Source organism: Lysobacter oryzae DSM 21044 (assembly GCF_059568595.1).
This window is the reverse complement of record NZ_JCANTQ010000012.1, coordinates 186,330-209,998: the sequence shown is the minus strand read 5'-3', so window position 1 is coordinate 209,998 and position 23,669 is coordinate 186,330. Positions and strand designations below refer to the sequence as shown.

At 71.2% G+C, this 23,669-nt stretch carries 22 protein-coding genes; 12 read left to right on the top strand and 10 right to left on the bottom strand.

The window, feature by feature from the left end:
- Positions 1-74: 74 nt before the first annotated feature.
- From BP05_RS11425 to BP05_RS11415, 3 genes are all read left to right on the top strand, one after another.
- Positions 75-1,202 carry a PA0069 family radical SAM protein gene (locus BP05_RS11425; RefSeq protein WP_496363826.1) on the top strand — a complete coding sequence of 376 codons (1,128 nt, stop codon included), beginning with the start codon at positions 75-77 and terminating at the stop codon, positions 1,200-1,202.
- Between the two features lie 114 nt (positions 1,203-1,316).
- Positions 1,317-2,039, top strand: coding sequence for a sensor histidine kinase (locus tag BP05_RS11420; protein ID WP_496363507.1), 723 nt, complete (start codon positions 1,317-1,319; stop codon positions 2,037-2,039).
- Positions 2,040-2,048: 9 nt separating this feature from the next.
- On the top strand, positions 2,049-2,486 hold the full coding sequence (locus tag BP05_RS11415) for a response regulator (RefSeq protein ID WP_496363505.1): 438 nt from the start codon (positions 2,049-2,051) through the stop codon (positions 2,484-2,486).
- 9 nt (positions 2,487-2,495) lie between these two features.
- Here the strand turns inward: BP05_RS11415 and BP05_RS11410 are convergent, their stop codons facing one another.
- The 3 genes from BP05_RS11410 to BP05_RS11400 form a co-directional block, all read right to left on the bottom strand.
- Positions 2,496-3,200, bottom strand: a complete 705-nt coding sequence (locus BP05_RS11410) for a 2OG-Fe(II) oxygenase (RefSeq protein ID WP_496363503.1) — start codon at positions 3,198-3,200, stop codon at positions 2,496-2,498.
- A gap of 66 nt (positions 3,201-3,266) precedes the next feature.
- Positions 3,267-4,316 (bottom strand): class 1 fructose-bisphosphatase, encoded by a 1,050-nt coding sequence (locus BP05_RS11405; protein ID WP_496363501.1) that lies wholly within the window; start codon positions 4,314-4,316, stop codon positions 3,267-3,269.
- A 109-nt stretch (positions 4,317-4,425) separates the two neighbouring features.
- Positions 4,426-4,752, bottom strand: a complete 327-nt coding sequence (locus BP05_RS11400) for a hypothetical protein (RefSeq protein ID WP_496363499.1) — start codon at positions 4,750-4,752, stop codon at positions 4,426-4,428.
- A 245-nt stretch (positions 4,753-4,997) separates the two neighbouring features.
- Between BP05_RS11400 and BP05_RS11395 the strand changes: the two genes are divergently transcribed.
- From BP05_RS11395 to BP05_RS11385, 3 genes are read left to right on the top strand one after another with little or no spacing between them, the layout of a single operon-like run.
- Entirely contained in the window at positions 4,998-6,245 is a 1,248-nt protein-coding gene (locus BP05_RS11395) for an NIPSNAP family protein (protein WP_496363497.1), read from the top strand.
- Between the two features lie 48 nt (positions 6,246-6,293).
- Positions 6,294-6,992, top strand: a complete 699-nt coding sequence (locus tag BP05_RS11390; protein WP_496363495.1) for a helix-turn-helix transcriptional regulator — start codon at positions 6,294-6,296, stop codon at positions 6,990-6,992.
- A 60-nt stretch (positions 6,993-7,052) separates the two neighbouring features.
- Complete coding sequence (locus BP05_RS11385; RefSeq protein ID WP_496363493.1) at positions 7,053-8,963, top strand: PAS domain-containing hybrid sensor histidine kinase/response regulator; 1,911 nt, start codon at positions 7,053-7,055, stop codon at positions 8,961-8,963.
- A gap of 15 nt (positions 8,964-8,978) precedes the next feature.
- Here the strand turns inward: BP05_RS11385 and BP05_RS11380 are convergent, their stop codons facing one another.
- The 3 genes from BP05_RS11380 to ligD are packed head-to-tail and all read right to left on the bottom strand — an operon-like array spanning position 8,979 to position 13,529.
- A complete protein-coding gene (locus BP05_RS11380; protein WP_496363491.1) occupies positions 8,979-9,824 on the bottom strand; it encodes a tetratricopeptide repeat protein in 846 nt (281 codons plus the stop codon).
- Between the two features lie 13 nt (positions 9,825-9,837).
- Positions 9,838-10,743, bottom strand: coding sequence for a non-homologous end joining protein Ku (gene ku / locus BP05_RS11375; RefSeq protein WP_496363489.1), 906 nt, complete (start codon positions 10,741-10,743; stop codon positions 9,838-9,840).
- Between the two features lie 17 nt (positions 10,744-10,760).
- Positions 10,761-13,529, bottom strand: coding sequence for a DNA ligase D (gene ligD, locus BP05_RS11370; RefSeq protein ID WP_496363487.1), 2,769 nt, complete (start codon positions 13,527-13,529; stop codon positions 10,761-10,763).
- Positions 13,530-13,586: 57 nt separating this feature from the next.
- Here ligD and BP05_RS11365 point away from each other — a divergent pair, with 57 nt between their 5' ends.
- The 3 genes from BP05_RS11365 (at position 13,587) to BP05_RS11355 (ending at position 15,307) form a co-directional block, all read left to right on the top strand.
- Positions 13,587-13,913: a DUF72 domain-containing protein gene (locus BP05_RS11365; RefSeq protein WP_496363485.1), complete on the top strand. Its 327-nt coding sequence runs from the start codon at positions 13,587-13,589 to the stop codon at positions 13,911-13,913.
- Positions 13,913-14,584, top strand: coding sequence for an alpha/beta hydrolase family protein (locus BP05_RS11360; protein ID WP_496363483.1), 672 nt, complete (start codon positions 13,913-13,915; stop codon positions 14,582-14,584). The genes BP05_RS11365 and BP05_RS11360 overlap by 1 nt, the downstream gene beginning before the upstream one ends.
- Positions 14,585-14,656: 72 nt before the next feature.
- Complete coding sequence (locus BP05_RS11355) at positions 14,657-15,307, top strand: 2OG-Fe(II) oxygenase (protein ID WP_496363481.1); 651 nt, start codon at positions 14,657-14,659, stop codon at positions 15,305-15,307.
- Between the two features lie 24 nt (positions 15,308-15,331).
- Here the strand turns inward: BP05_RS11355 and BP05_RS11350 are convergent, their stop codons facing one another.
- Together BP05_RS11350 and BP05_RS11345 are read right to left on the bottom strand one after the other, a co-directional pair.
- Positions 15,332-15,967: a response regulator transcription factor gene (locus BP05_RS11350; protein ID WP_496363479.1), complete on the bottom strand. Its 636-nt coding sequence runs from the start codon at positions 15,965-15,967 to the stop codon at positions 15,332-15,334.
- A gap of 37 nt (positions 15,968-16,004) precedes the next feature.
- Entirely contained in the window at positions 16,005-17,156 is a 1,152-nt protein-coding gene (locus BP05_RS11345; RefSeq protein WP_496363477.1) for a sensor histidine kinase, read from the bottom strand.
- Between the two features lie 149 nt (positions 17,157-17,305).
- On the opposite strand from BP05_RS11345, the gene BP05_RS11340 reads away from it, so the two are divergent.
- The 3 genes from BP05_RS11340 to BP05_RS11330 all read left to right on the top strand — a co-directional run bounded on the left by BP05_RS11340 (position 17,306) and on the right by BP05_RS11330 (position 20,932).
- Positions 17,306-18,013 carry a hypothetical protein gene (locus BP05_RS11340; RefSeq protein ID WP_496363475.1) on the top strand — a complete coding sequence of 236 codons (708 nt, stop codon included), beginning with the start codon at positions 17,306-17,308 and terminating at the stop codon, positions 18,011-18,013.
- A gap of 94 nt (positions 18,014-18,107) precedes the next feature.
- Positions 18,108-19,715 carry an FG-GAP repeat domain-containing protein gene (locus BP05_RS11335; RefSeq protein WP_496363473.1) on the top strand — a complete coding sequence of 536 codons (1,608 nt, stop codon included), beginning with the start codon at positions 18,108-18,110 and terminating at the stop codon, positions 19,713-19,715.
- Entirely contained in the window at positions 19,712-20,932 is a 1,221-nt protein-coding gene (locus BP05_RS11330) for an FG-GAP repeat domain-containing protein (protein ID WP_496363471.1), read from the top strand. Before BP05_RS11335 ends, BP05_RS11330 begins: the two co-directional genes overlap by 4 nt.
- Before the next feature lie 18 nt (positions 20,933-20,950).
- Here BP05_RS11330 and BP05_RS11325 read toward each other — a convergent pair whose 3' ends face one another.
- Together BP05_RS11325 and BP05_RS11320 are read right to left on the bottom strand one after the other, a co-directional pair.
- A complete protein-coding gene (locus tag BP05_RS11325) occupies positions 20,951-22,927 on the bottom strand; it encodes an erythromycin esterase family protein (RefSeq protein ID WP_496363469.1) in 1,977 nt (658 codons plus the stop codon).
- Complete coding sequence (locus BP05_RS11320) at positions 22,924-23,622, bottom strand: dienelactone hydrolase family protein (protein WP_496363467.1); 699 nt, start codon at positions 23,620-23,622, stop codon at positions 22,924-22,926. Before BP05_RS11320 ends, BP05_RS11325 begins: the two co-directional genes overlap by 4 nt.
- Positions 23,623-23,669: the final 47 nt, after the last annotated feature.

Below are 23,669 nucleotides of genomic sequence, written 5' to 3'. Positions count from 1 at the left end.
GGCCCTGTCACGCCCGTATTCAGCAGGCCAGGCTTGCCGATTAGTAATAATGCTAATAGGCTCGTGCGACCGCCATCACCCGGCGCCAGCGAACACGGGCTGGCGCGATCGCAATGGAAGACGCCTACAAACCCAAGGCGCCCATCAAGGGCCGAGGCGCCGCGTCCTACGTGCACGGCCGCTACGCCGTCACCACCACCGAGGGCGCCGACGACGGCTGGGGTTCGGTGTACGCGGAGATCGCCGAGACCCCGCGGCCGGCGACCACGGTCACCGAGGAGCAGGCGCGCAGCATCGTCAGCCGCAACGATTCCCCGGACGTCGGCTTCGCCGCGTCGGTGAACCCGTACCGCGGCTGCGAGCACGGTTGCGTCTACTGCTTCGCCCGGCCCTCGCACGCCTACCTGGACCTGTCGCCGGGCCTCGACTTCGAAACCCGGCTGTTCGCCAAGACCAACGCCGCCGAGCGCCTGCGCGCGGAGCTGGCGCGGCCATCGTACCGGTGCACGCCGCTCGCGCTGGGCATCAACACCGATGCGTACCAGCCGATCGAACGCCGCTACCGCATCACCCGCCAATGCCTGGAGGTGCTGGCGGAAACCAGGCACCCGGTCAGCTTCGTCACCAAGAGCGCGCTGATCGAGCGCGACCTCGACCTGCTCGCGGCGATGGCGCGCGAGCGCCTGGTGAGCGTGTACTTCTCGGTGACCACGCTCGACAACCGGCTGGCGGCGAAGATGGAACCCCGCGCCGCGGCGCCGCACGCCAAGCTGCGCGCGATGCGCGCCCTGCACGAAGCCGGCGTGCCGGTCGGCGTGCTGGCGGCGCCGATGATCCCGATGATCAACGACCGCGAGCTCGAGCACATCCTCGAAGCCGCGCACGCGCACGGTGCACGCGCGGCCGGCTACGTGCTGCTGCGCCTGCCGCACGAGCTCAAGCAGATCTGGCGCGAATGGCTGGAGCTGCATTACCCGGACCGAGCCGCGCACGTGATGAGCCTGGTCCAGCAGATGCGCGGCGGCAAGGATTACGACAGCGCGTTCGGCAAACGCATGCGCGGCGAAGGTCCGTTCGCGCAGCTGTTGCAGCAGCGTTTCGCCAAGGCGCACGCGCGGCTCGGCTACGGGCGCCTGCCCCCGCTGGACGCGAGCCGGTTCATCCCGCCGCGGGCGGCGTCGCCACAGGGCGAGCTGTTCTAGCCGACCGGGCGGTTGCGCCGGCGCGCACACGCCGACGCATCGGTTCTGCGACCTGGACGCACGCGCGCGGCAGCGGCCGCGCCATAATCGCCCCGACCGTTGCCGACGTCCCCCATGACCGCAGACGCCTCCCTGCAGCAGGCCCACGCCCAGCTCGAAGCCGCGCGCCGGCAACTCCAGCTCCTGACCGATGCGATCGCGCACGACCTGCGCGCGCCGGTGCGCACGATCGACAGCTTCGCCGGGCACCTCGCCGCCAGCGCGCACGAGCGCCTGACGCCGCGCGAAGGCGAGCAGCTGCAGCGCATCCGCGACGCCGCGGTGCGCATGGGCGCGCTGCTGGACAAGCTCGGCGAGTTGTCGCGCGCGACCCACGCGCCGCTGCAGCCGTGCACGGTCGACCTCAGCCTGCTCGCCGAATGGATCCTCGCCGACCTGCAGGCCAACGAGCCCGACCGCATCGCGCAGCTGCACGTGCAACCCGGGCTGGCCGTGCATGGCGACGAGCGCCTGCTGCGGCAGCTCCTCGCCGAACTCCTGCACAACGCCTGGAAGTTTTCCGCGGGCGCCGCGCAGACCCGCATCGAGGTGCGCGGCGAGCATCGCGGCGGCATGCTGCACCTGACCGTGCGCGATGCCGGCATCGGCTTCGATCCGGCCTATGCCGGCAAGCTGTTCGAGCCGTTGCAACGCCTGCACGCGGTGGAACAGGGCGCGGGCCACGGCCTCGGCCTGGCGATCGCGCGGCGCATCGCCGAGCGCCACGGCGGCGGCATCTCCGCGGTTTCACAACCCGGTGACGGCGCGGACTTCACTGTCCAGCTGCCGGACGCATGAGGGCGGCGCATGGCGCACAAAGACATCCTGCTGGTTGAAGACAACCCCGACGACGTCGAGCTGACCCGGCTCGCCTTCGAGGAGGCCAACGTCGCCAATCGCATGATCGTCGTGCGCGATGGCGCCGAAGCGCTCGACTACCTGTTCGCGCGCGGCCAGTACGCGGGCCGGGATCCGAACGAGCTGCCCTCGATCGTGCTGCTCGATCTCAACCTGCCCAAGCTCGATGGCCGCGAAGTGCTGCAGGCGATCCGCGCCGAGCCGGCCACGCGCGAATTGCCGGTAGTGGTGCTGACCACCAGCGCCGAGCCGTTCGACGTCGAGGCCAGCTACGCGCTGGGGGTGAACAGCTACATCCAGAAACCGGTGGATTTCGAGCAGTTCGTGTGGGCGGTGCGCCAGGTCGGCCTGTACTGGCTGGTGCTCAACCAGCCGCGCGTGGCCTGAGCCGCGGCGTCAGGCCGGCGGGCCGAACAGCGCTTCCGCGCGCTGGAACAGGATCCAGCTGGTGGCAATGAACTTGTCGCCGCCCTGCGGGCGGTTGCCGCGGTGGGTGTGGGTGAATGCCGCCGGCGCGATCAGCAGCGAGCCGGTACGCGGGGCGATCCGGCGCTGCTGGTAGAGGAACTCGGTCTCGCCCTCGCCGAAGCCGTCGTTGAGGTAGATCGTCCACAGCAGGTGGCGGTGCAGGGTCTCGCCATGCGGGTCGCGCGGGTACAGCTCGCAGTGCCAGTACGGATAACCGCCGCGCCCGCCGGCGTAACGCTGCAGGTTGATCGCGCCCGGCCGCAGCACGGTCTGCACCACCGGCGTGAGCGTGGCGTCGTCCATCGCCTGCAGCCGTTCGGCGGTGAGGCGGTGGCGCGCGCCGTTCTCGCCGGGCACCTCCAGCATCAGCGGCGCGATCAGGGTGTGCGGGTATTTGCGCAGATACGCGAGCAGGCCGCGGAACACCGCCTGGTTCAGTTGCGCCTCGGCATCGCGCCACTCCGGCTTGCCGCTGATGGAGATGTCCAGGCTGTCCTTCAGGTCGGGCAGTACACCGCCGCCGACCCGGCCCGGTTGCGCGGCGTTGCTGGCGGCGAAGCGCGCGACCAGCGCGGCGCACGCCTGCGCCGGCAGCGCGTCCTCGAACACTTCGATGAAGTCGGCCTGGGTCATGCGCGCGGTCGGGGCGGGGAAGCTTGCAGTCGGAGCAGTAAAGCAGATTCCCCGCGCCGGCTGGATTCAGGCGACCGCAGCCGCGCCGTGCGCGGCGTCGTGCTCGCGGTGGTAGCGCGTGGCCGCTTCCACTTCCTGCTTCGAGCCCAGGAACACCGGCACGCGCATGTGCAGGCCGGTCGGCTGTACATCGAGCATGCGCACGCGGCCGGTGGTCGCCGCGCCGCCGGCCTGTTCGACCAGGAAGCTCATCGGGTTGGCTTCGTACATCAGCCGCAGCTTGCCGCCCTTGTCGCGGCACTTGCTGTCGAGCGGATAGCTGAAGATGCCGCCGCGGGTGAGGATGCGGTGCACGTCCGCGACCATCGACGCCACCCAGCGCATGTTGAAGTCCTTGCCGCGCGGGCCTTCCTTGCCGGTGAGCAGGTCGCCGACGTACTGCTGCATCGGCGCCTCCCAGAAGCGCTGGTTGGACATGTTCACCGCGAACTCCTTGGTTTCCGCCGGGATGGTCATGCCGCGCGTGGTCAGCACGAACGAACCGACCTCGCGATCCAGGGTGAAGGCATGCGTGCCGTGGCCGACGGTGAGCACGAGCATGGTGCTCGGGCCGTAGGTGCAGTAGCCGGCCGCGACCTGCGCGGTGCCGGGCTGCAGGAAGTGCTCGTCGGTGGGGTGGGTCACGCCGTCGGGACAGCGCAGCACCGAGAAGATGGTGCCGACCGAGATGTTGACGTCGATGTTCGAGGAGCCGTCGAGGGGATCGAACAGCAGCAGGTAGTTGCCGCGCGGGTACGCGTCCGGGATCGGGTGCGAGGTGTCCATCTCCTCGGAGGCGAGGCCGGCGAGGTGGCCGCCCCAGGCATTGGCTTCGAGCAGGATCTCGTTGCTGAGCACGTCGAGCTTCTTCTGCGCCTCGCCCTGGATGTTCATGCTCGCAACCCCGGGCGTGCCGGCGTCGCCGAGCACGCCGCCCAGGGCGCCCTTGCCCACGGCGATCGAGATGGTCTTGCAGGCGCGGGCGACGACCTCGATCAGCAGGCGCAGGTCGGCGTTGATGTGGCCGGCGCGCTCTTCCTCGATCAGGAAGCGGGTCAGGGAAATGGAACTGGACATGGGGCGGGGCAGGGTGGCGGCGGAAGGACCGCCATTGTCGCCGATGCCGGACGGCATCGCCCGCACCAGCGGGCGGCTGCGGCTGGGTCCCGCGCCCGCGCGGAATCGATCAGGCGACCTGGCGGGTCGCCCGCGCCGCGTGGCGATGCACCACCGTGGCCAGGGTCTGCCGCGCCATCGTCAGCATCAGCAGCGGCGCGGCCGGGTCGGCCGAGGTCAGCACCCGGCGCGCCGCTTCCAGCACGTCGTTGACCATCTGCCCGGTATCCGCACCGAGCAACGCGCGCAACCCGCGCGACGCGCTCTCCAGGTGCCGCTCGCAATCCGGCCCGCAACCGCGGCCGGCGCGGCGCACGACCATGCCCATCGCGGCATCGAGCCGGGCGAGGGCCTGCAACAGTTCATCGGAGGAGGCGGTGGCGTAGTGGGTGTTCATGCGGATCAGTCTCGACGGAAGCAGTCGCAGCGGTTGAGATGCGGTCCACCCCTGAGTACGCAGTCGGACCGGGGCGACGGACACCAAGCAGCGTGCGGGGCCGCCGGTGGGTAAGTGGTGAAGACGCGCGTCACCCCGGTGACTTGTTCAGCCGGCACCTGGATCCGCGCCGCCGCGCCCTGCTGCCAGCAGGCTGGCAGCAGGCGGCGCGCAGGCTGGCGGTTCCGATTCCGAGGACGCCCGCCATGCCCAATCCTTCCCTTGCCGCCGGCCACGGGGCGCCCGACCCCGGCCACGACGGCCGCCACGATTTCGATTTCCTCCACGGCCAATGGCAGGTGCAGAACGAACGCCTGCGCGAGCGCCTCGCCGGCTGCACCGATTGGGAGGTGTTCGGCGCCCGTGTCGAATGCCGGCCGTTGCTGGGCGGCGTGGGCAACCTCGAGCAATTCCACACCGCGTGGGACGGCGGCTACGAAGGCATCGCCCTGCGCCTGTACGACATCGCCGCGGGCCAATGGCGCATCCACTGGGCGAGTGACCGCAGCGGCGTGCTCGACCCGGCGCTGAGCGGCCGGTTCGCCGCCGGCGTCGGCACCTTCCATGGCCACGACCGGCTCGGCGGCCGCGCGGTGCAGGTGCGCTTCCGGTGGGCACAGACCAGCGCCAACAGCGCGCACTGGCAACAGGACTTCTCCGGCGACGCCGGCGCCAGCTGGGAAACCAACTGGCACATGTGGTTCCGCCGCCTCGACGCCGACGGCCACCTGCTGCACGACGACCGCGTGATCGAACTGCGCCAGTACACGCTGCGCGACGGGCAGCGCGACGTGCTGGTCGAACTGTTCGAACGCGAGTTCGTGGAGACGCAGGAAGCGGTCGGCATGCACGTGATCGGCACCTTCCGCGACCTCGACGCGCCCGGGCGCTTCGTCTGGCTGCGCGGCTTCGCCTCGATGCCGGCGCGCCGCGACGCCCTGCAGGCGTTCTACGGCGGACCGGTCTGGCAGCGGCATCGCGATGCCGCCAACGCGACCATGATCGACAGCGACAACGTGCTGCTGCTCAAGCCGGTGCCGGACGCCGACGGCGCAGTGCTGGCGCCGCCGCGCCCGCGCGTGGACGAAGCGCGCGCGCCCGGCGCGTTCTGCCTGGGCACGTGCGCACTGGACGCGCCGGCGGAGCAGGGCTTCGCCGCGCGCTTCGACCGCGAACTGGCGCCGCTGCTGCACCGGTACGGGGCGCGCCTGGTCGCGCGTTACGTCACCGAGGCCAGCGCCAATACATTTCCGCGCCTGCCGGTGCGCGAAGGCGAACGCGTGCTGGTCTGGCTGGCGCGCTGCGACGATGCCGCCGCGCTCGATGCGCACCTGCACGAACTGGACAACGACCCCGACTGGCACGAGGCCATCAACGCCGCGCAGGCCGCCGGACTGCGGCAGCCGCCCGAGTTGCGCCGCCTGCTGCCGACCGCGCGCTCGCAACTGCGCTGAAGCGGCCGTGCGCGTTCTCATCGCCGCGCATCCACGCCATCATGGTGCATGCGCCGCGCCGACCGCCTGTTCCTGCTCATCCATGCCCTGCGCGGACGCCGGGCCGCGATCACCGCGCAGCAGCTCGCGCAGACGCTGCAGGTGTCGCTGCGCACGGTCTACCGCGACGTCGCCGACCTGCAGCTGTCGGGGGTGCCGATCGAGGGCGAAGCCGGCGTGGGTTACATGCTGCGCAAGGGCGCCGACATCCCGCCGCTGATGTTCAGCGCGGACGAGCTCGAGGCCCTGGTGGTCGGCACGCGTTTCGTCCGCGCCTTCGGCGGCGAACGCCTGGGCCGCGGCGCGACCGCGGCGCTGCTGAAGATCGAGGCGGTGTTGCCCGAAGCGCTGCGCGAGCGCGCCGCGCGCACCCGCATCTTCGCGCCGCAGGTCGACGACCGCATCGAGAACACCGGCCTGATCGACGCCCTGCACGCGGCGATCCTGGGCGCACGGGTGCTGCGCCTGGACTATCGCGACGGCAACGGCCTGGTCAGCGCGCGCGAGGTGGAACCGCTGGCGCTGGCGTTCTGGGGCGGCAGCTGGACCCTGGGCGCGTGGTGCCGGCTGCGCGGCGATTTCCGCAGTTTCCGGCCCGACCGGATCGTGGCGCAGGCCGCCACCGGCGAGGTGTTCGCCGACAACCCGGCGCGCAATCTGGATGCCTACCTGCGCGCGGTGGCGCCCGCGACGGCGCGTGCGGGCTGAGCCGGGCGCACGGGCGCGGTCTTCACCCGGCGCACACATCGCCTGCGGCCTATGTGCGAGATGACACAGGGGACCTTCAAGACTTCCGCGGCACGTGCTCCGGAAAGCGACGACACGCCGTACCGCCTGCTGGTGGAGTCGGTACCGGACTACGCAATCTTCATGCTCGATCCAGAGGGCCGCATCCGCACCTGGAACCAGGGCGCGCAGCGGATCAAGGGCTACGCCGCCAGCGAAGTCATCGGCCGGCACTTCTCCCTGTTCTATCCCGAAGAGAAGGTCGCCCAGGGCTGGCCCGAGCACGAGCTGGCGATGGCCCGCGCCAACGGCCGCTTCGAGGATGACGGCTGGCGCGTGCGCAGGGACGGGTCGCGCTTCTGGGCCAACGTGATCATCAACCGCATCGACAACCCCGACGGGTCTCTGCGCGGCTTCACCAAGGTCACCCGCGACCTCACCGAGCGCCGCGAGCACGAGGAGCGCCTGCGCCGCAGCGAGGAGCGCTTCCGCCTGCTGGTGGAAAGCGTGCGTGACTACGCGATCTTCATGCTCGACACCAACGGCTGCGTCGCCAGCTGGAACGCGGGCGCCGAACAGATCAAGGGCTACCGCGCCGACGAGATCCTCGGCCGCCACTTCTCCACGTTCTACACCCCCGATGCGCTCGCCAGCGGCTGGCCGCAGCGCGAACTGCAGATCGCACTCGACGAAGGCCGGGTCGAGGACGAGGGCTGGCGCGTGCGCAAGGACGGCACCCGCTTCTGGGCCAGCGTGGTGATCACCGCGCTGCACGACGACGAAGGCCGCCACGTCGGCTTCGCCAAGATCACCCGCGACCTCACCGCGCACCGGCGCATCCGCGCGCTGGAGGACGAAGGCCACCGCCTCACCACGTTCCTGGCGATGCTCGGCCACGAACTGCGCAATCCGCTGGCGCCGATCTCCAACGCGGTGCAGATCATGCGCATGGAGGCGATGGAATCGGAGACGCTGCGCCATTGCCGCGACGTGATCGCGCGCCAGATCCGGCAGATGAGCCGGCTGGTGGACGACCTGCTCGACGTGGGCCGCATCACCAGCGGCAAGATCCGCATCGCGCGCAACACGCTCGACCTGCGCGGCGCGTTCGCCGACGCGGTGGAGACGGTCGAGGCCGATGCGCGAAGGCGCGCGCAGATCCTGCGCGTGGAGATGCCGGAGACCCCGGCCTGGGTTTCGGGCGACCACGAGCGGCTCGTCCAGGTGCTGGGCAACCTGCTCAACAACGCGGTCAAGTTCACCCAACCCGGCGGTGTCATCACCGCGAGCCTGCGCGAGGCGGACGGCTGGGTGGAATGCGCGGTCCGCGACAACGGTCCGGGCATCGCTCCGGAGCACCTGGTCGACGTGTTCAATCCCTTCGTGCAGGGCCAGCAGGATGCCGCCCGCAGCCAGGGCGGGCTCGGCCTGGGCCTGAGCCTGGTGCAGCAGCTGATCAGCCTGCACGGCGGCGAAGTCAGTGCCTCCAGCAGCGGCCAGCCCGGCGAGGGCGCGGAGTTCCGGATCCGGCTGCCGCGGGCCGGCGCGCCTGGCGCGGTGGCGAGCGGTCCCGCCCCACCCGCAACCACCGCAGCGCGCCACCTGCTGATCGTGGACGACAACCACGACGCCGCCGACTCGCTGCGGGTACTGCTGCAACGCGTGGGCTACCGCTGCCACGTCGCCTACGACGGAGACGGCGCCCTGCAGGCCGTGCGCGGCACGCGCTTCGACGCCGTGATCATCGACCTGGGCCTGCCCGACTTCAACGGCGTCGAGGTCGCGCGCGTGCTGCGTGGCGAGCTGCGCGCCGCGCCGCCGTTCATCGCGGTCACCGGTTACGGCCAGGACAGCGACCTCGCGGCCACGCGCGCGGCGGGTTTCCATGCCCACCTCACCAAGCCGGTGGCCGCCGAGCAGATCACGCGCACGCTGGCGGTGCTGTTCGAGTAGGCGTCCGGGCGCGGCTCAGGCCTTGGTCAGCCGCCGGTATTGCGACATGTGCCGCAGCGCCTGCTTCGCCTGCCCCTGCTCCTCGTACAGCAGCGCCAGGTTGTAGTGCGCGTCGGCCAGCTCGGGATCGCTGCGCAGCGCCGCCTCGTACTCGAGCATGGCCTCGTCACCGCGGTCGAGGTCGTCGAGCAGCACGGCCAGGTTGAAGTGGAGCAGGGCGGCATCGCCGCGATCGGAGTAGTTGCGCTCCGAGCGCACCAGCGCGAACGCGTCGCGATAGGCGGCCTCGGCCTCGTCATGGCGCTCCAGCTCGTGCAGCAGGCGGCCGAGGTTGATGCGCGCGTCCAGGCGCATCGGATCGGCGGCGACGGCGCGTTCGTACGCCAGCAGCGCATGCTCGGCGTTGCTGCGTTCCAGCGCCGCGCCCTGCGCCTGCCAGTCGCCGGTGTCGGCGGCCGCCCCGGCCGGCGGCGGTGGGGTCTCGATCACCCGCAGCGTGCCGTGCGCCGGATCGCCTTCGAACGACAACAGGTACTGCCCCGATTCGGCCATCCAGCGCGCCTGTCCGTCACGCACGACCACGTGGTCGGCGAAGGCGCCGATGCTCAGCCCCGACAGCGGCATCTCGTCGGGCAGGCGGCTGCGCAGTTCGCGCAGGGCGCGCAGGATGCGCCGGTGCGGGATCTTCGCCGCGGCCAGCGTCTGCGCGGTGCGCAGCACGATCAGGTCGCGGAAGGAAAAGCGCAGCGCGTTGCGCGGCCCGCGCTCGGGCGAGACGAAGCCCGCCGCGATCAGCGAACGGATGGCGCTGCGCGGCAGGCGGAGCAGTTTTTCGACGTCGCGCACGCCGTAGGAATGCATGCGGAGGCGCTCGCTACTTGGCCCGCTTGCTGGCCTTGCGCTTGGGCGCCGCGGCCGGTTCTTCCACCTCCAGCGCCTGCACGCGCTTGGCCGGCTTGCGCGCGGCCTTGGTCGCCGCCGCGCCCTTGCGCGCCGGGGCGGCGCCGCCTTTCTTCTCCAGGCTCGCGCGCAGGGCCTCCATCAGGTCGATGATCTGCGCGCCGCCCTCGGGCTCCTCGGCCAGGGTGATCTGCTCGCCCTCGACCTTCTTCTGCACCGCCGCCTCGATCCGGCTGGCGACGTCGTCCTTGTACTGGCTGGGATCGAAGCTGTCGGCGCTCTGCGAATCGATCAGCTGCTGCGCGAGCTTGAGCTCGGCCGGCCTGACCTCGGTGCGCGGGATGTCGAGGTCGGCGATCGAGCGCACCTCGTTGTCGTACAGCAGCTGCTGCATCACCAGGCCGTCCTCGACCGGGCGGATCATCACGATGTAACTCTTGCCGCGGGTGGCCCAGTGCCCGATCGCGCAGCGTCCGGAGTCGCGCAGCGCCTTGGCGAACAGCGCGTACGGCTTGGCGCCGCCCTTGTCCGGCGCGAGGTAGTAGGCCTTGTCGAAATACACCGGATCGATCGCCGCGATCGGCACGAATTCGACCACGTCCGCGCTGTGCGTGCCCACTTCCTCCAGCGCCTTGAGCTCGGCCGGCTCGAACATCACGTACTGGTCCTTGGCGAACTCGTAGCCCTTCACGATCTCGTCGCGCTCGATCGGGATGTTCTCGCGCGCGCACATGGTCTGGTAGCGCACGCGCGAGCCGCACTTCTTGTGCAGCAGGTTGAACGAGATCCCGCCCTTGGACTCGGTGGCCGTGTACAGCTTCACCGGGATGGCAACCAGGCCGAAGGAAACGGTGAGTGACGCGATCGAACGTGCAGCCATGACTGCTCTCCGATGGATCAGGCCTTGCCGCCCTTGGGGGCTTTGCCCGTGAGGGCCTGCGCCAGGTCCTGCTTGCGTGTGAGGGCGTCGCTCCAGCGGTCGCCCGTGCGTTGCAGCCGCTTTATAACACCGGGGATGCGGAAGTCGAGTGGATGCGCCGTGGCCAGTTCGTCCCACGAAAGCGGCATCGAAACCGGCGCCGCAGGCTCGCCGCGCGGGGAGTAGGCGACGTTCAAGGTCTTGCCGCGCACGTTCATGTTGTGGTCCATGAAAATCTTGCCACTACGTTTAGGGACGCTCCACTCCATGGTGATGTCCCGGGGGTGCTGCCGCATCAGGTGGCGGCTGACCAGTTCGGACACGTGGCGGGCGGCATCGAAGTCGATGGTCCGCCGGATCGGGACAAAAACATGCAAGCCGGTCTTGCCCGAGGTCTTCACGATCGGCTCCAGGCCCATGCCCTGCAGCAGCTCGCGCAGGGCGAAGGCGATGTCCTTGCCCTTCTCGAAGGCGACGGTGTTGAGCTCGGGTTCGGCGCCCTTGGCCTCCTGGCCCGAGTAGATGTACGGGTCGATGTCGAAGATCACGTAATCGGGGTAGTTGAGCACCGAGGCTTCCAGCGATTCGAGCGACGTCGCGTAGTCGGTCGCCTTCGACAGAGCATCGGGACCGACCTTCGCGCGCGAATGCCAGACGTGGAATTCCAGCGTGCCCGACTGCGCCAGCCACAGCAGCGTGGGCAGGTTGTTGCACAGCAGGTACTCGTGCTCCTCGTCCTTGCTGCCGGACCACACGGTGACGGTTTCGACGAAGTCCGGCCGCGCCTGCTCCCAGTGCTTCTGGAAGAAGCGCTGCCCGCCGATGCCATCGGGCATGCGGATCATGGTCAGCGGCCGGTCGGCGAGGTGCGGCAGCATCAGCGGCGAGACCTGGGCCAGGTACGCGAGCAGGTCGCGCTTGGTCAGCGCGGCCTGCTCGAGCGCCGCGTTCGCCGGCCAGTACACGCGGTCGAGGTTGCTCAGCTTGATCCGGTGCGCGCCCACCGCCAGGTCGAGGGTCTTGCGCGCGCCATCCAGTTGCGCGAGCACGGCGGCGATCTCCGCGGACGCCGCCGCGTTCGCCGGCTTGCCCCTGCGCGCTGCGGCGGCGGCGCCGGTCTTCGCGCGGCGCGGCGGCGTGGTCACGGCGCGGGCGACCTCGCCGCGCTGCACGGTCCTGGCGTCGATGTCGTCGCGCAGGCGCACGAAGATCGGCGCGCGCAGGTGCCCGTCCGCGGTCCACTCGTGGAAGTTCACCTCCGCCACCAGCTGCGGCTCCACCCAGGTGATGGGGCCGGCGACGTCGGGCTTCTCGGCGAACGGATTGCGCTCGCTGTGCAAGGGTTGCAGGCGCTTGAGCACGGCGGCCAGCGTGCGCTCGTCGAAACCCGAGCCCACGCCGGAGGCGAAGCGCAGCGCGTCGTCGTCCCAGTAACCCAGCAGCAGCGCGCCGAGGTCGCCGCGCGAACCGCGGCCGCGCGTGTAGCCGCCGATGACGAACTCGGCGCCCTGCGTGGGCTTCACCTTGAGCCATGCCGGCGAGCGCTTGCCGGCGTCGTAGCGGCTGTCCAGGCGCTTGCCGACCACGCCTTCGAAGCCGCCGGCCAGCGCCGCTTCGTTCATCGCCTCGCCATCGGGCGCCGCGTGCACCAGTTGCACCAGCGGCGAGGGCAGCAGGCATTGCGCCAGGTAGCGGCGGCGCTCGCGGTAAGGCCGCGCGCGCAGGTCGATGCCGGCGAAGTGCAGCAGGTCGAAGGCGAAGAACACCGTCGGCACGTTGCGATCGGCCGCGGCGATGTCCACCGCGGACTTGAGCTGGAAGCGGTTCTGCAAGGTGTTGAACGAGGGCCGGCCCTGCGCGTCGAAGGCGACGATCTCGCCGTCGAGGAGCATCGAGCCGCCGCCGGCCTGTTCGCGCAGCGCCTCGGCCAGGCGTGGGAAGGTATCGGCCAGCTCCAGCCCGCGCCGCGATTTCAGCCGCACGCGATCGCCGTCGACGAAGGCGAGCACGCGGTAACCGTCGAGCTTGGGCTCCCACAACCAGTCGTCATGGGTGAACGGCGCGTCGCCGCTCTCGGCCAGCATCGGCGCCAGCTTTGCCGGCAGCGCGCTCATATCGCCGGCGGGCACCAGGTGCGACGCGGGCATGCGCGGCGGCGGCGCGACGAACTTGAGTTCGCGCACGCGCAGTCCCGACAGCACCGAGCGGTCCTGCGCGGTGACATCGTCGGTGCTGACGAAGCGGTCCTTGTGCTTGATCAGCAGCCAGCCCTTGGCGTCCTTGGTGCGCACCAGGGCATACGAGCCCTTCAGCTTCACGCCGCGCAGCTGCAGGCTGAGCTTGCCGGCCTTGAGCCCGTCGCGCACGCGCTGCTCGGCCTGCGCGCGGTCGTGGAAGCACACGCCGTCCTCGTCCGGGCTGTACACCCCGCAATCCCACACGATCACCTCGCCGGCGCCGTACTGCTTCGGCGGGATCACGCCTTCGAACGAGGCGTAGTCATAGGGATGGTTCTCCACGAACACCGCCATGCGCTTGTCGGCGGGATCGGGCGAGGGCCCTTTCGGCACCGCCCAGGAATACAGCACGCCGTCGCACTCGATGCGGAAGTCGTAGTGCAGGCGGGTGGCCGCGTGCTGCTGCACCACGAACAGCAGCGGGCCGCCGGCATGCGAAGGCTCGGCCGGCGCCGGCTCGGGAGTAGCCTCGAAACGACGCTTGGCGGAATATTCGCTGAGCTTCGCCATCCGGTAATCACCTGTGGAAAGCGCACGGCGCTTTGCAACTACCTGCTGGAGCCGAACATGACAGCACGCGTGCGGGCAGCAGCGAGCGGCTATGCCTTCAAGGAATGGCAGGGCAGCGTCTATCCCGCGAAGATCAAGCCCGGGGACAGGCTCGCCTGGTACGCGCGGCGCCTGCCCACGGTCGAGATCAACCATACCTGCTACCGGGTGCCCGAGGCGTCAGTGCCGGCCCACTGGGCCGGGGTGGCGCCCGACGGTTTCCGCGCGCCGTGGGCCGTGCGCATCGGCGCGAGCGCCCGGACGCACGTGCGTGCCTGCTTCATGCACGAGCCCGCGCCCGGTTACACAAGGGCGCTGCGGCAGGCAACGGCACGGAGCTCGTGATGGACGCACAGCCACTCGCGTTGGCCATCGACGGCATGGAACCGGTATCGGCGCTGCTGCTGGCGCCGCCGCAGGCGCGCGCCGGCTACGTGTTCGCGCACGGCGCCGGCGCGGGCATGGCCCACGCGTTCATGGCCGCGGCGGCCCAGGGCCTGGCCGCACGCGGCATCGCCACGCTGCGCTACCAGTTTCCGTACATGGAGCGCGGATCGCGCCGGCCCGACGTGCCGCGCGTGGCCCAGGCCGCGGTGCGCGCCGCGGTGGCCGAAGCGGCGCGCCGCCTGCCGGGGCTGCCGCTGTTCGCGGGCGGCAAGTCGTTCGGCGGGCGCATGACCTCGCAGGCGCAGGCGGAACACGCGCTGCCCGGCGTGCGGGGACTGGTGTTCTTCGGCTTCCCGCTGCATCCGGCCGGGAAGCCGTCGACGGAGCGCGCCGCGCACCTGGACGCGGTGACGCTGCCGATGCTGTTCCTGCAGGGCACGCGCGACGAGCTGGCCGACCTGGCCCTGCTGCGGCCGCTGGTTGCGCGACTGGCGCCGCGCGCCACCCTGGTCGAGGTCGCCGACGCGGACCATTCCTTCCATGTTCGCGCGCGCAACGGCCGTCGCGATGCGCAGGTGCTGCAGGACGTGCTCGATGCGATGGCCGCCTGGGTCGAGACGCTGAACTGACGCGAAGCCGCTGGACGCGCCTTCGGCGCGCGAAGCACCGCGCTAAACTGCCGTTTTGCCGGCCCCGTTCCCATGCTTCGCATCGATCACCTGCCCGAATCGGCACTCGCCGCGCCCTTCCCGCTGGTCACCGCCGCAGGCCTGCTGGATCCGGCCCGGGCCGACGAGCTGCGCCGCGACTTTCCGCGCTATCGCGGCGCCGGTTTCTTCCCGTACGAGGACGGCGACTGCGGCCCGGCGATCAATGCGCTGGTGGCCGAACTCACGGCGCCGGCATTCGCCGACGCGATCGGCGCGCGCCTGGGTGTGGAGCGGCTGTCGCAGTATCCGGCGCTGGTCACGCTGTGCCGTTCGCTCAACCGCCGCCACGGCAACATCCATACCGACAGCCAGTCCAAGATCGTGACCGCGCTGATCTACCTCAACGCGGACTGGCCGCACGGCGACGCGGGCGCGCTGCGCTTCCTCGCCGATGTCGCCGATATCCAGACCCAGGTCGCCCCGCAGGTGGCGCCGGTGTACGGCAACCTGGTCGCGTTCCGCCGCACCCACAACTCCTTCCACGGCCACCTGCCGTTCGAGGGCGACCGCTACACCATCCAGATCGCCTGGCTCGCCGATGCCGCCGCGTACGCGCGCAAGACCCGCCGCGGCCGCACTTCGCGTGCGTTGAAGAAGCTGCTGGGCGGCCTCGACCGCTGGTGGAAGCCGCGCGCCGCGTGAGCGCGGCGTGCGAAGGCGCGGGGCTCAGATCACCCGCAGGGTGATCGCCTTCAGCACCGCGCGCGTGCGGTCGCGGGTGTCGAGCTTCTCCAGGATCACCGACACGTAGTTCTTCACCGTGCCTTCGGCGAGGAACAGCGAGCGCGCGATCTCCTTGTTGGAGTAGCCGCCGGCGAGCAGGCGCAGGATCGCGACTTCGCGTTCGCTGAAGCGCTCCTTGGGCGCGTCGGCCGCATGGAACTGGTAGCGCGTGCGCACCGCCTCGGTGCTCACCGGTTGCAGCAGGGTGTCGCCGCGCGCCACGCGTTCGATCGCCTCGCGCAGGTCCTCGGGGGCGGCGTCCTTGAGCAGGAAGCCCTGCGCGCCGGCCTCGGTCGCGCGCAGCAGCAGGTCGCTGTCGTCGAAGGTGGTGAGCAGCAGCACCGGGGTGGCGTCGCCGCGCCCACGCAGCCGCTGCAGCGCCTCGATCCCGTCCACGCGCGGCATGCGGATGTCGCTGAGCACGACATCGACCGGCTGCGTGGCCAGTTGCGCGAGCAGGTGCTCGCCGTCGTCGGCCTCGAACACGATCTCGATGCCCTGGCGTTCCAGCAGCGCGCGCAGGCCGGCGCGCACGAGGGCCTGGTCGTCGGCGAGGGCGATGCGGATGGAAGCAGTCATGCGACGCGCGATGCCGGGGCAAGGGAGAGGGAACCATTCACAGCGGCAGGCTCGCGTCGATGCGCAGTGCGCCACGGGCGGTGGTCGACAGCGCCAGGGTACCGCCGGCCGCGGCGAGGCGTTCGCGCATGCCCGCCAGGCCATTGCCTTCGCGCAGGGTGCCGTGCACGTAGCCGTCGTCCTCCACCCGCACGGTGAGGCGCTGGCCCGCGCGGACCAGGGCCACGCGCACGGTATCGGCGTCGGCGTGGCGCGCGCTGTTGGTCAGCGCTTCCTGCACCAGCCGCAGCACCGCCTCGGCCACCGCCGGGTTGCTGATGTGCACGTCGTCGCCGATCGCCAATTGCAACGCCGGCCGCGGCAGCGGCGCGGCCAGCGCACGCAGCGCGGTGCCGAGGTCGAGCCCGCTGGCATCGCGCAGCGCCTGCACCACGCTGCGGATGTCGCCGAGGAGCTCGGCCGACATCTGCTGCGCGACCTGCAGTTCACGGCGGTCGGCCAGCGCCGGCTCGGTGGCGAGCGCGCGCAGGTTGAGGGTGAGCGCGGTGAGCTTGTGCCCGGCGACGTCGTGCAGTTCGCGCGCCACGCGCAGGCGTTCGGCATCGCGCGCGGAATCGGCGAGCAGCGCGCGCGTCGCGAGCAGGTCGGCGTTGACCCGCACCAGGTCGTCGCGCGCGCGCTCGGCCGCGGTGGCGTAGAACGCGCACAGCGCCGCGAACGCCTGGAAGCCGCCGTACATCGCCACGATTACCAGCGGCGAGCGCACGCCCGCGGCCACCAGGATCGCGTAGACCACGGCGTCGGCGAGCAGCACCGCGAGCAACGCGCGGCGCGGCGGCCACGCGGCGGCGATCTGCGCGGTCCACACCACCAGCAGCACCTGGGCGGTGCCCAGGCCCGCGTCCAGCCACACCAGCAGCAGCGCCGCGGCCGCTTCCAGCCACAGCAGCACCGTGGAGCTGCGCGGAAAGCGTTCGCGCAGCAGGTCGTTGGCGAGCAGCGCGCCCAGGTACACGACCAGCAAGGTCCACGCGGCCGGGACCGCGGCGGCATCCACCCAGCGCATCGACAACGCGACCGCGCACCAGGTGAACAGGCCGGCGAGGTTGAACGGATGCAGCAGCGTGCGTAGGCGTTCGCGCAGCGGCAGGCCGCGTCGGTGCGGAGCAAGGGCGTAGGTGCGTGGCATGCACGCATGCTGCGACCTGCAGTGCGTCCACGGCAATGCCGTCGATGCAGAAAGTGACTTCCAGCACCCTGCTGCAATGACCGCGGGCACTGCGGCCGCGGGCGCCCCGCCGCGAAGCTGGCGCCACCTCTTCGCCACGGGATCCGGCCATGACCGCCTACCAGCTGCTCGTCGCTTGCCACGCCGGCATCGGCACCATCGCGCTCGCCGCGTTCTGGAGCGCCGCGCTGCTGCGCAAGGGCAGCCCGCGGCACCGCCGCGCCGGCCAGCTGTATCTGCTCGCGATGGCCGGCATCCTCGCCACCGGCGTGCCGATGGCGGCGTATGCCTGGCTGGTGCGCGAGCGTACGGTGACCGCGGCGTTCCTCGCCTACCTTCTGGTGATCACCGCGACCGCGCTGTGGAGCGCGTGGCGCGCGATCCGCGACAAGCATGATGTCGCGCGTTACACCGGGCCGGTGTTCGTGGCATTGGCCTGGCTGTCGCTGCTCGCCGGCGCCGGCGTGCTCGCGCTGGGCCTGCGCGTGGGCGCGCCGTTGCTCGTCGGCTTCTCCACGGTCGGCCTGTTCGCCGGCGTCGACATGCTGCGCAAGCGCCGCCAGCGCGAGCGGCTGGCGGCGCGGCCGCGCTGGTGGCTGGTCGAGCACTACACCGCGATGCTCGGCAATGGCGTCGCCACCCATATCGCCTTCCTCGGCATCGGCCTGCCGCGGCTGCTGCCGGGCATCGATGGCACCGCGCTGCATTACGCGGCGTGGTTCGGGCCGCTGGTGGTGGCGGTGGCCGCGAAGGGGCTGCTGGATCGCAAGTGGAAGCCGCGCCCCATCTCGACCGCGGTCGCCGCGTCGCCGGCGTGAGCGGCTCCCGCGTCCGCCCGATCGGTTGCAGCCGCGCCTGCGTCTAGAATGCCCGGGCCATGGGGAATGGCGCGGAACTGCGGCAGGGGCTGGGATGAAGCATTGGATGGCGGCGCTGCTGGCGCTGGCAACGGGCACGGTCGCCGCGAGCATTCCCGGCGTGACGATGCCGCAGAACTTCGAGGTGGCGTTCAACAGCTACCAACTCCCGTCCTTCGCGGACGCCATCGCCATCGGCGACCTGACCGGAGATGGCCTCGACGACGTGGTCGTCGCCACCGCCGATCGGGGCCGCGACGAAACCCCCGACCGCGCGGTGTACCTGTTCGTGCAGCAGGCCGACGGCTTGCTGCAGGTGCCGTGGCGCTACGAATACACAGCGCGCGCGAATCACTTGGGCCTCGGCCTCGCCGATCTCAACGGCGATGGCCGTCTCGACATCGCGCTGAGCCATTCGCAGGGCCTGACCCTGATGCTCAATACCGGCAACGCTGGCGATCGCTTCGTGATCAAGCCGCTGCCGGGCCTGCCCGAGCGTGCGCTGACCATCGCCGACATCGACCTGGACGGACGGCCCGATCTGGTGACGCCGGGCTTCGACAACACGATCCACGTGCATTACGGCGATGGCGCCGGCGGCATCCGCGCCACCGCGCCCCTGGCGATCGCGTCCGGGGCCAGCTTCGTGCGCGTTGCCGACATGAATCGCGACCGGCTGCCCGACCTCGTCGCCAGCTACGCGCCCGGCAACGAAATCGCGGTATGGCACCGCAAGCGCGATGGCAGCTACAGCCAGCCGGTGCACGTCGGCTTCTATGCCGAGTCGTTCGCGATCGGCGACTTCAACCACGACGGCCTGCCCGACGTTTCCGCGCACTACGACAGCGGCGACTATCCGGCGATCTATTTCCAGGAAGCCGCGGGCTTCGGCTACCGCGGACCCGTGCGCGTGCCGGGCTATTCGCGCCGGGGGCCGCGCGCGGCGGCCGACCTCAACGGCGACGGCCGCGACGACGTCATGCACCTCGCCTGGGCCTTTGGCGGGCTCTACAGCAACCTGCAGGGCGACACGGGCATGGAGCCGCAGCGGCTCGATCCGGTGCCGATGGACTCCGACCTCAGCCTGGCCAACGCGCTTGCGATCGGCGACCTCAATCACGATGGTTGCCCGGATGCAGCGGCGGCAATCGACAACTACGGGCTGGTGTGGCTGTACGGAAATACCTGCCCGGCACGCAGCGACCTGGCCGTCACGGCCGCATTCGACACGTCCGCGGTGACGGTGCAGTTGGCGAATGTCTCGCGGGGGCTGACGCCGGTGGCGACGCCCACCGCGGAAATCGACCTCCAGGCGATTGCGCCGGCGACCCTGCAGCTGGGTGCGCTGCCCACCGGGTGCCGCGTGCTGGCGGAAGCGCCCGACCGCGCGCGCGTCCTGTGCGGCGTGGCGTCGCTCGCGTTCGGCGAGCAGGCGCAGCTGTCGCTGCCGCTGCAGTTCGCGAGCACCGCGCCGAGTTCGGCCGCGATGGCCGTGACCGCGCGTACCCGCACGCTCGAACTGAGCCTGGCCAACAACCGCACCGGCAAGCGCATCGCCGTGCCAGCCACGCCACCCGTGGCCGCCGCCGCGCCGGTGGCTGTGCGAAAAACCGACCTCGCGCCTGCACGCAAGCGCGTCAACCGCACGGAGCCGCGCCGATGATCCGGACCCTGATGTGCACCGCGCTGTGGCTGGCCAGCGGCGCCGCCGCGGCGCTCGAATTCGCGCCTTACCAGGTGCAGGCGCTGCCGGACGCCGCGAGCCAGCCGGTGGCGATCGCGATCGGCGACGTCACCGGCGACGGCCGCAACGACGTGGTCATGACCAGCATGGAAGCGGGCCTGAGCTTTTCCGTGTGGATCTACGCGCAGCAGCCCGACGGGAGCCTGGCGCACACGCCGGTGCGGCAGGCGTTCCCGACGTCGGTGTACGCGGCGTTCCGTCCCGGCGTGGCGCTGGGCGACCTCGACGGCGACGGCGTGCAGGACATCCTGCTGGGCACCTCGGCCGGACTCACGGTCCTGCGCGGCGGCACGCTGGCGCCGGGCCAGGAGCCGACCACGCAGGAATTTCCCTCGCTGGTGTGCGGATTCCTGGTCGCGGCCGCGGACATCAACCGCGATGGCGCGATGGACGTCGTGGCCCACTGCAGCTATCCGTTCGCGGTGATCTATTTCGGCGATGGGCAAGGCGGCCTGCTGGGCATCGATTACGCCTACACCCATGGCGGCGGCGGCAACGACCTGGAGGTCGCCGATCTCAACCGCGACGGCTACCCCGATCTCGCGGTTACAGCCGAGGCGGGCGCCTCGCGCCTGAACATCGCCTACGCGAATCCGCCGTACGGCTACACCACGCTGCCCGCGCAGTATTTCCCCGGCTATTTCCCGAACGGTACCGCCGTGGGCGACTTCAACCACGACGGCCGCGTCGATGTCGTGACCGGCAGTTACATGAATCGCGGCACCGCCGAATCCGGCAGCGCGATCTCCGTGTACCTGCAGCAGGTCAATGGCCGCTTCACCGAGCCGCTGCCGCGGCTCGCCACCTGGGACCTGCCCGGGCCGATGCTCGGCACGGACCTGGACGGCGACGGTCGCGACGACCTGGTGGTCGAGCACGACGGCGGTTACGGGCTGGGCTACTACCTGCAGGGCGCTGCCGGGCTGGCGGACGAGGTACTGCTGCCGCTGCCCTGGGCCGGCGGCCGCCTGAATCCCATCGGCCTGGCGGTGGGCGACATCAACGGCGACGGCCGCAAGGACTTCGTCCTGGCCAATGTTTCCTCGGGCCTGGTCACGGTCCTGGCACGGGCCCCGGCTGCACCCGCCCGTGCCACCACCACCACCACGCAAGGCCGACGCGCCCACACGCGCTGAGCAGGCGCCGCCCGGCGGCTACAACCCGCTCGGCCACGTGTCGGGCGGGTCGTCATGACGCCAGCCGCTGCTCGCATCGAGCGGCGTCAGTGCACGGGTCTCGTCGACGTGCAGCAGCCAGTCGAACTGCTCCGGCAGGCGGCAGCGGAAGTAGTGGCTCAGGCGTTCGGTCTGCGGCCGGTAGACCACGCCGATCGCGCGCTGCAGCCGGGGCGAGGCGAGTGCGCCGCGCAACACCGCATCGCCGAGGTCGAGCTGGAAGCGCCCCAGTCCCGTTTCATGGCACAGCGCCTCGTAGCTGCCGGGCAGCCCGGGGCGCACGCGCTGGCGCTGCGCCGGCTCGTCCCAGTCCGACGCGGCGGTCACCGTGCCGCTGTAGGTGCTGAACCCGACCAGCACCGCGGCATCGCCGTGGCGCTCGCGCACCAGTTGGCCGAGGTTGAGTTCGCCGCGTTCGCCCATCTCGGTGGCGCGCGCGTCGCCCAGGTGCGAGTTGTGCGCCCACACCGCGATCCTGGCGGGATGGCCGCGTTGCACGCCGCGATCGACCAGCGCCTGCAGCGTTTCCATCATGTGCGTGTCGCGCAGGTTCCACGAGGACACGCGGCCGCGGAACATGCTGCGGTAGTAGGCCTCGGCGTTGCGCACCAGGCGCGCGTTCTGCTCGGCGACGAACATCTCGTCGTCGCGGTGGCCGTCGACGGCGGCGGCGTGGCGGCGCAGGTCGAGCAGTTGCGCCACCACCGCGTCCTCGCAGCTGTGCGACAGGTCGAAGCTCGCGGCATAGCCGTAGGCCTGCACGTCCTCGCCGAAATGGTCGAAGCAGGCGTAGCGCTGGCGCGCGCGCGCTGCCGCGGCCGGGTCGGTGCGCTCGAGGTAGTCGAGCACCGCTTCGATCGAGCCGTGCAGGCTGTACAGGTCGAGGCCGTAGAAGCCGACCCGATCCTGCGGGCGCGCCAGTGCGTCGTTGTACCGGCGCAACCAATCGATGAAGTCGCGCACCACGGTGTTGCGCCACATCCACGTGGGAAACCGCTGGAAGCCGGCCAGTGCCTGCTCCGCATCGGCGTCGGCGTCGTCGCCGCGCACGTAACGGTTGACCCGGTACGCATCCGGCCAGTCGGCCTCGACCGCGACCACGTTGAAGCCGCGCTCCTCGACCAGGCGCCGGGTGATGTCGGCGCGCAGGCGGTAGAACTCGTCGGTGCCGTGCGAGGCTTCGCCGAGCAGGACCAGGCTGGCATCGCCAATGCGATCGAGCAGCGCGTCGAAGTCGGCGGATTGCTGCAGCGGGCGCGCGGCGCGGCGCAGGAGTGCCGCATCGCCGCTGGCCTTGTCGGGCGCGGCGGCGGGCGGTGCGACTTCGGCTGCCAGCAGCAACGCGCGCACCTCGTCGTCCGAGGTCTGGTCGAAGTTGTCGTACCACATGCCCACGCCGCCAAACGGTTCGGGCGCCTGCAGGCACACCACCGCGTCGGCCTCGCGCCGCAACAACGCGCAGGCCTCGACCGCGCCGACCGGCACCGCGACCACGATCCGGGCGGGTCCGTGCTGGCGCAGCGCGCGTACCGCGGCGCGCATGGTCGCGCCGGTCGCCAGGCCGTCGTCGACGACGATCGCGGTGCGCCCGGCCAGCGCGACCTCGCCGCGGCCGGCGCGGTAGGCGCGTTCGCGCCGTTCCAGTTCGCGCTGCTCGCGGCGCGCGATCGCCTCGATCTGAGCCTCGTCCAGGTGCAGCGCACGCACGATCCCGGGGTTGAGCACGCGCACGCCGCCGCTGGCGATCGCCCCGGCCGCGAGTTCTTCCTGCCCGGGCGCGCCGAGCTTGCGCACCAGGAACACGTCGAGCGGCGCGCGCAGCGCGCGCGCGACCTCGTACGCCACCGGCACGCCACCGCGCGGCAGCGCCAGCACCACCAGGTCGTCGCGACCGGCGTACTCGTGCAGCGCCTGCGCCAGCTGCGCGCCGGCATGGCGGCGGTCGCGGAAGGTCATGGCGGCGCGTCCTGCGCGGGCAGGTACCGCCCGAACCACTCGGCGGCCAGGTGCGCGGCCTGCGCCAGCGTGCCCGGCTCCTCGAACAGATGGGTGGCGCCGGCCACCAGCCCCAGCGACTTCTCGCAATGCAGGCGCGCCAACGCGGCGCGGTTGAGTTCGATCACCCCGTGGTCGTCGCTGCCGACCAGCAGCAGCGTGGGCGCGCGCACCAGCTCGAGCGCGCCATCGGCGAGGTCGGGGCGGCCGCCGCGCGAGACTACGGCAAAGATCGGCGGCAGGTCGTTCGGCATGCCGGTCGCGGCTTCGGCCGCCGCCACCAGCGCGGCCGCGGCGCCGGTGCTCGCGCCGAAGTAGCCCAGCGCAAGCCCGGCAGTGTCGGGCCGCGCGTGCAGCCAACGCGTCACCGCCAGCAGCCGCGCCCCGAGCAGGGCAATGTCGAAGCGGAGGTGGCGGGTTTCGCGCTCGCGCCATTCCTCCTCGGCGGTGAGCAGGTCGAACAGCAGCGTGGCGAAGCCCGCGTCCTGCAGCGTCGCGGCGACGAACTGGTTGCGCGGACTCAGCCGGCCGCTGCCGGAACCGTGCGCGAAGACGATCACGGCGCGCGCGGCGGCGGGGCGCGCGAACAGCCCACGCAACCGCAGCGTGCCCAGCGGGATGTCCAAATGGACGGCGGCCGTGGCATTCGCCTCCATGCCGGCAGGCTAGCGATGCGGCGGTGAGTCCGCCGCGAAAAAGCCCA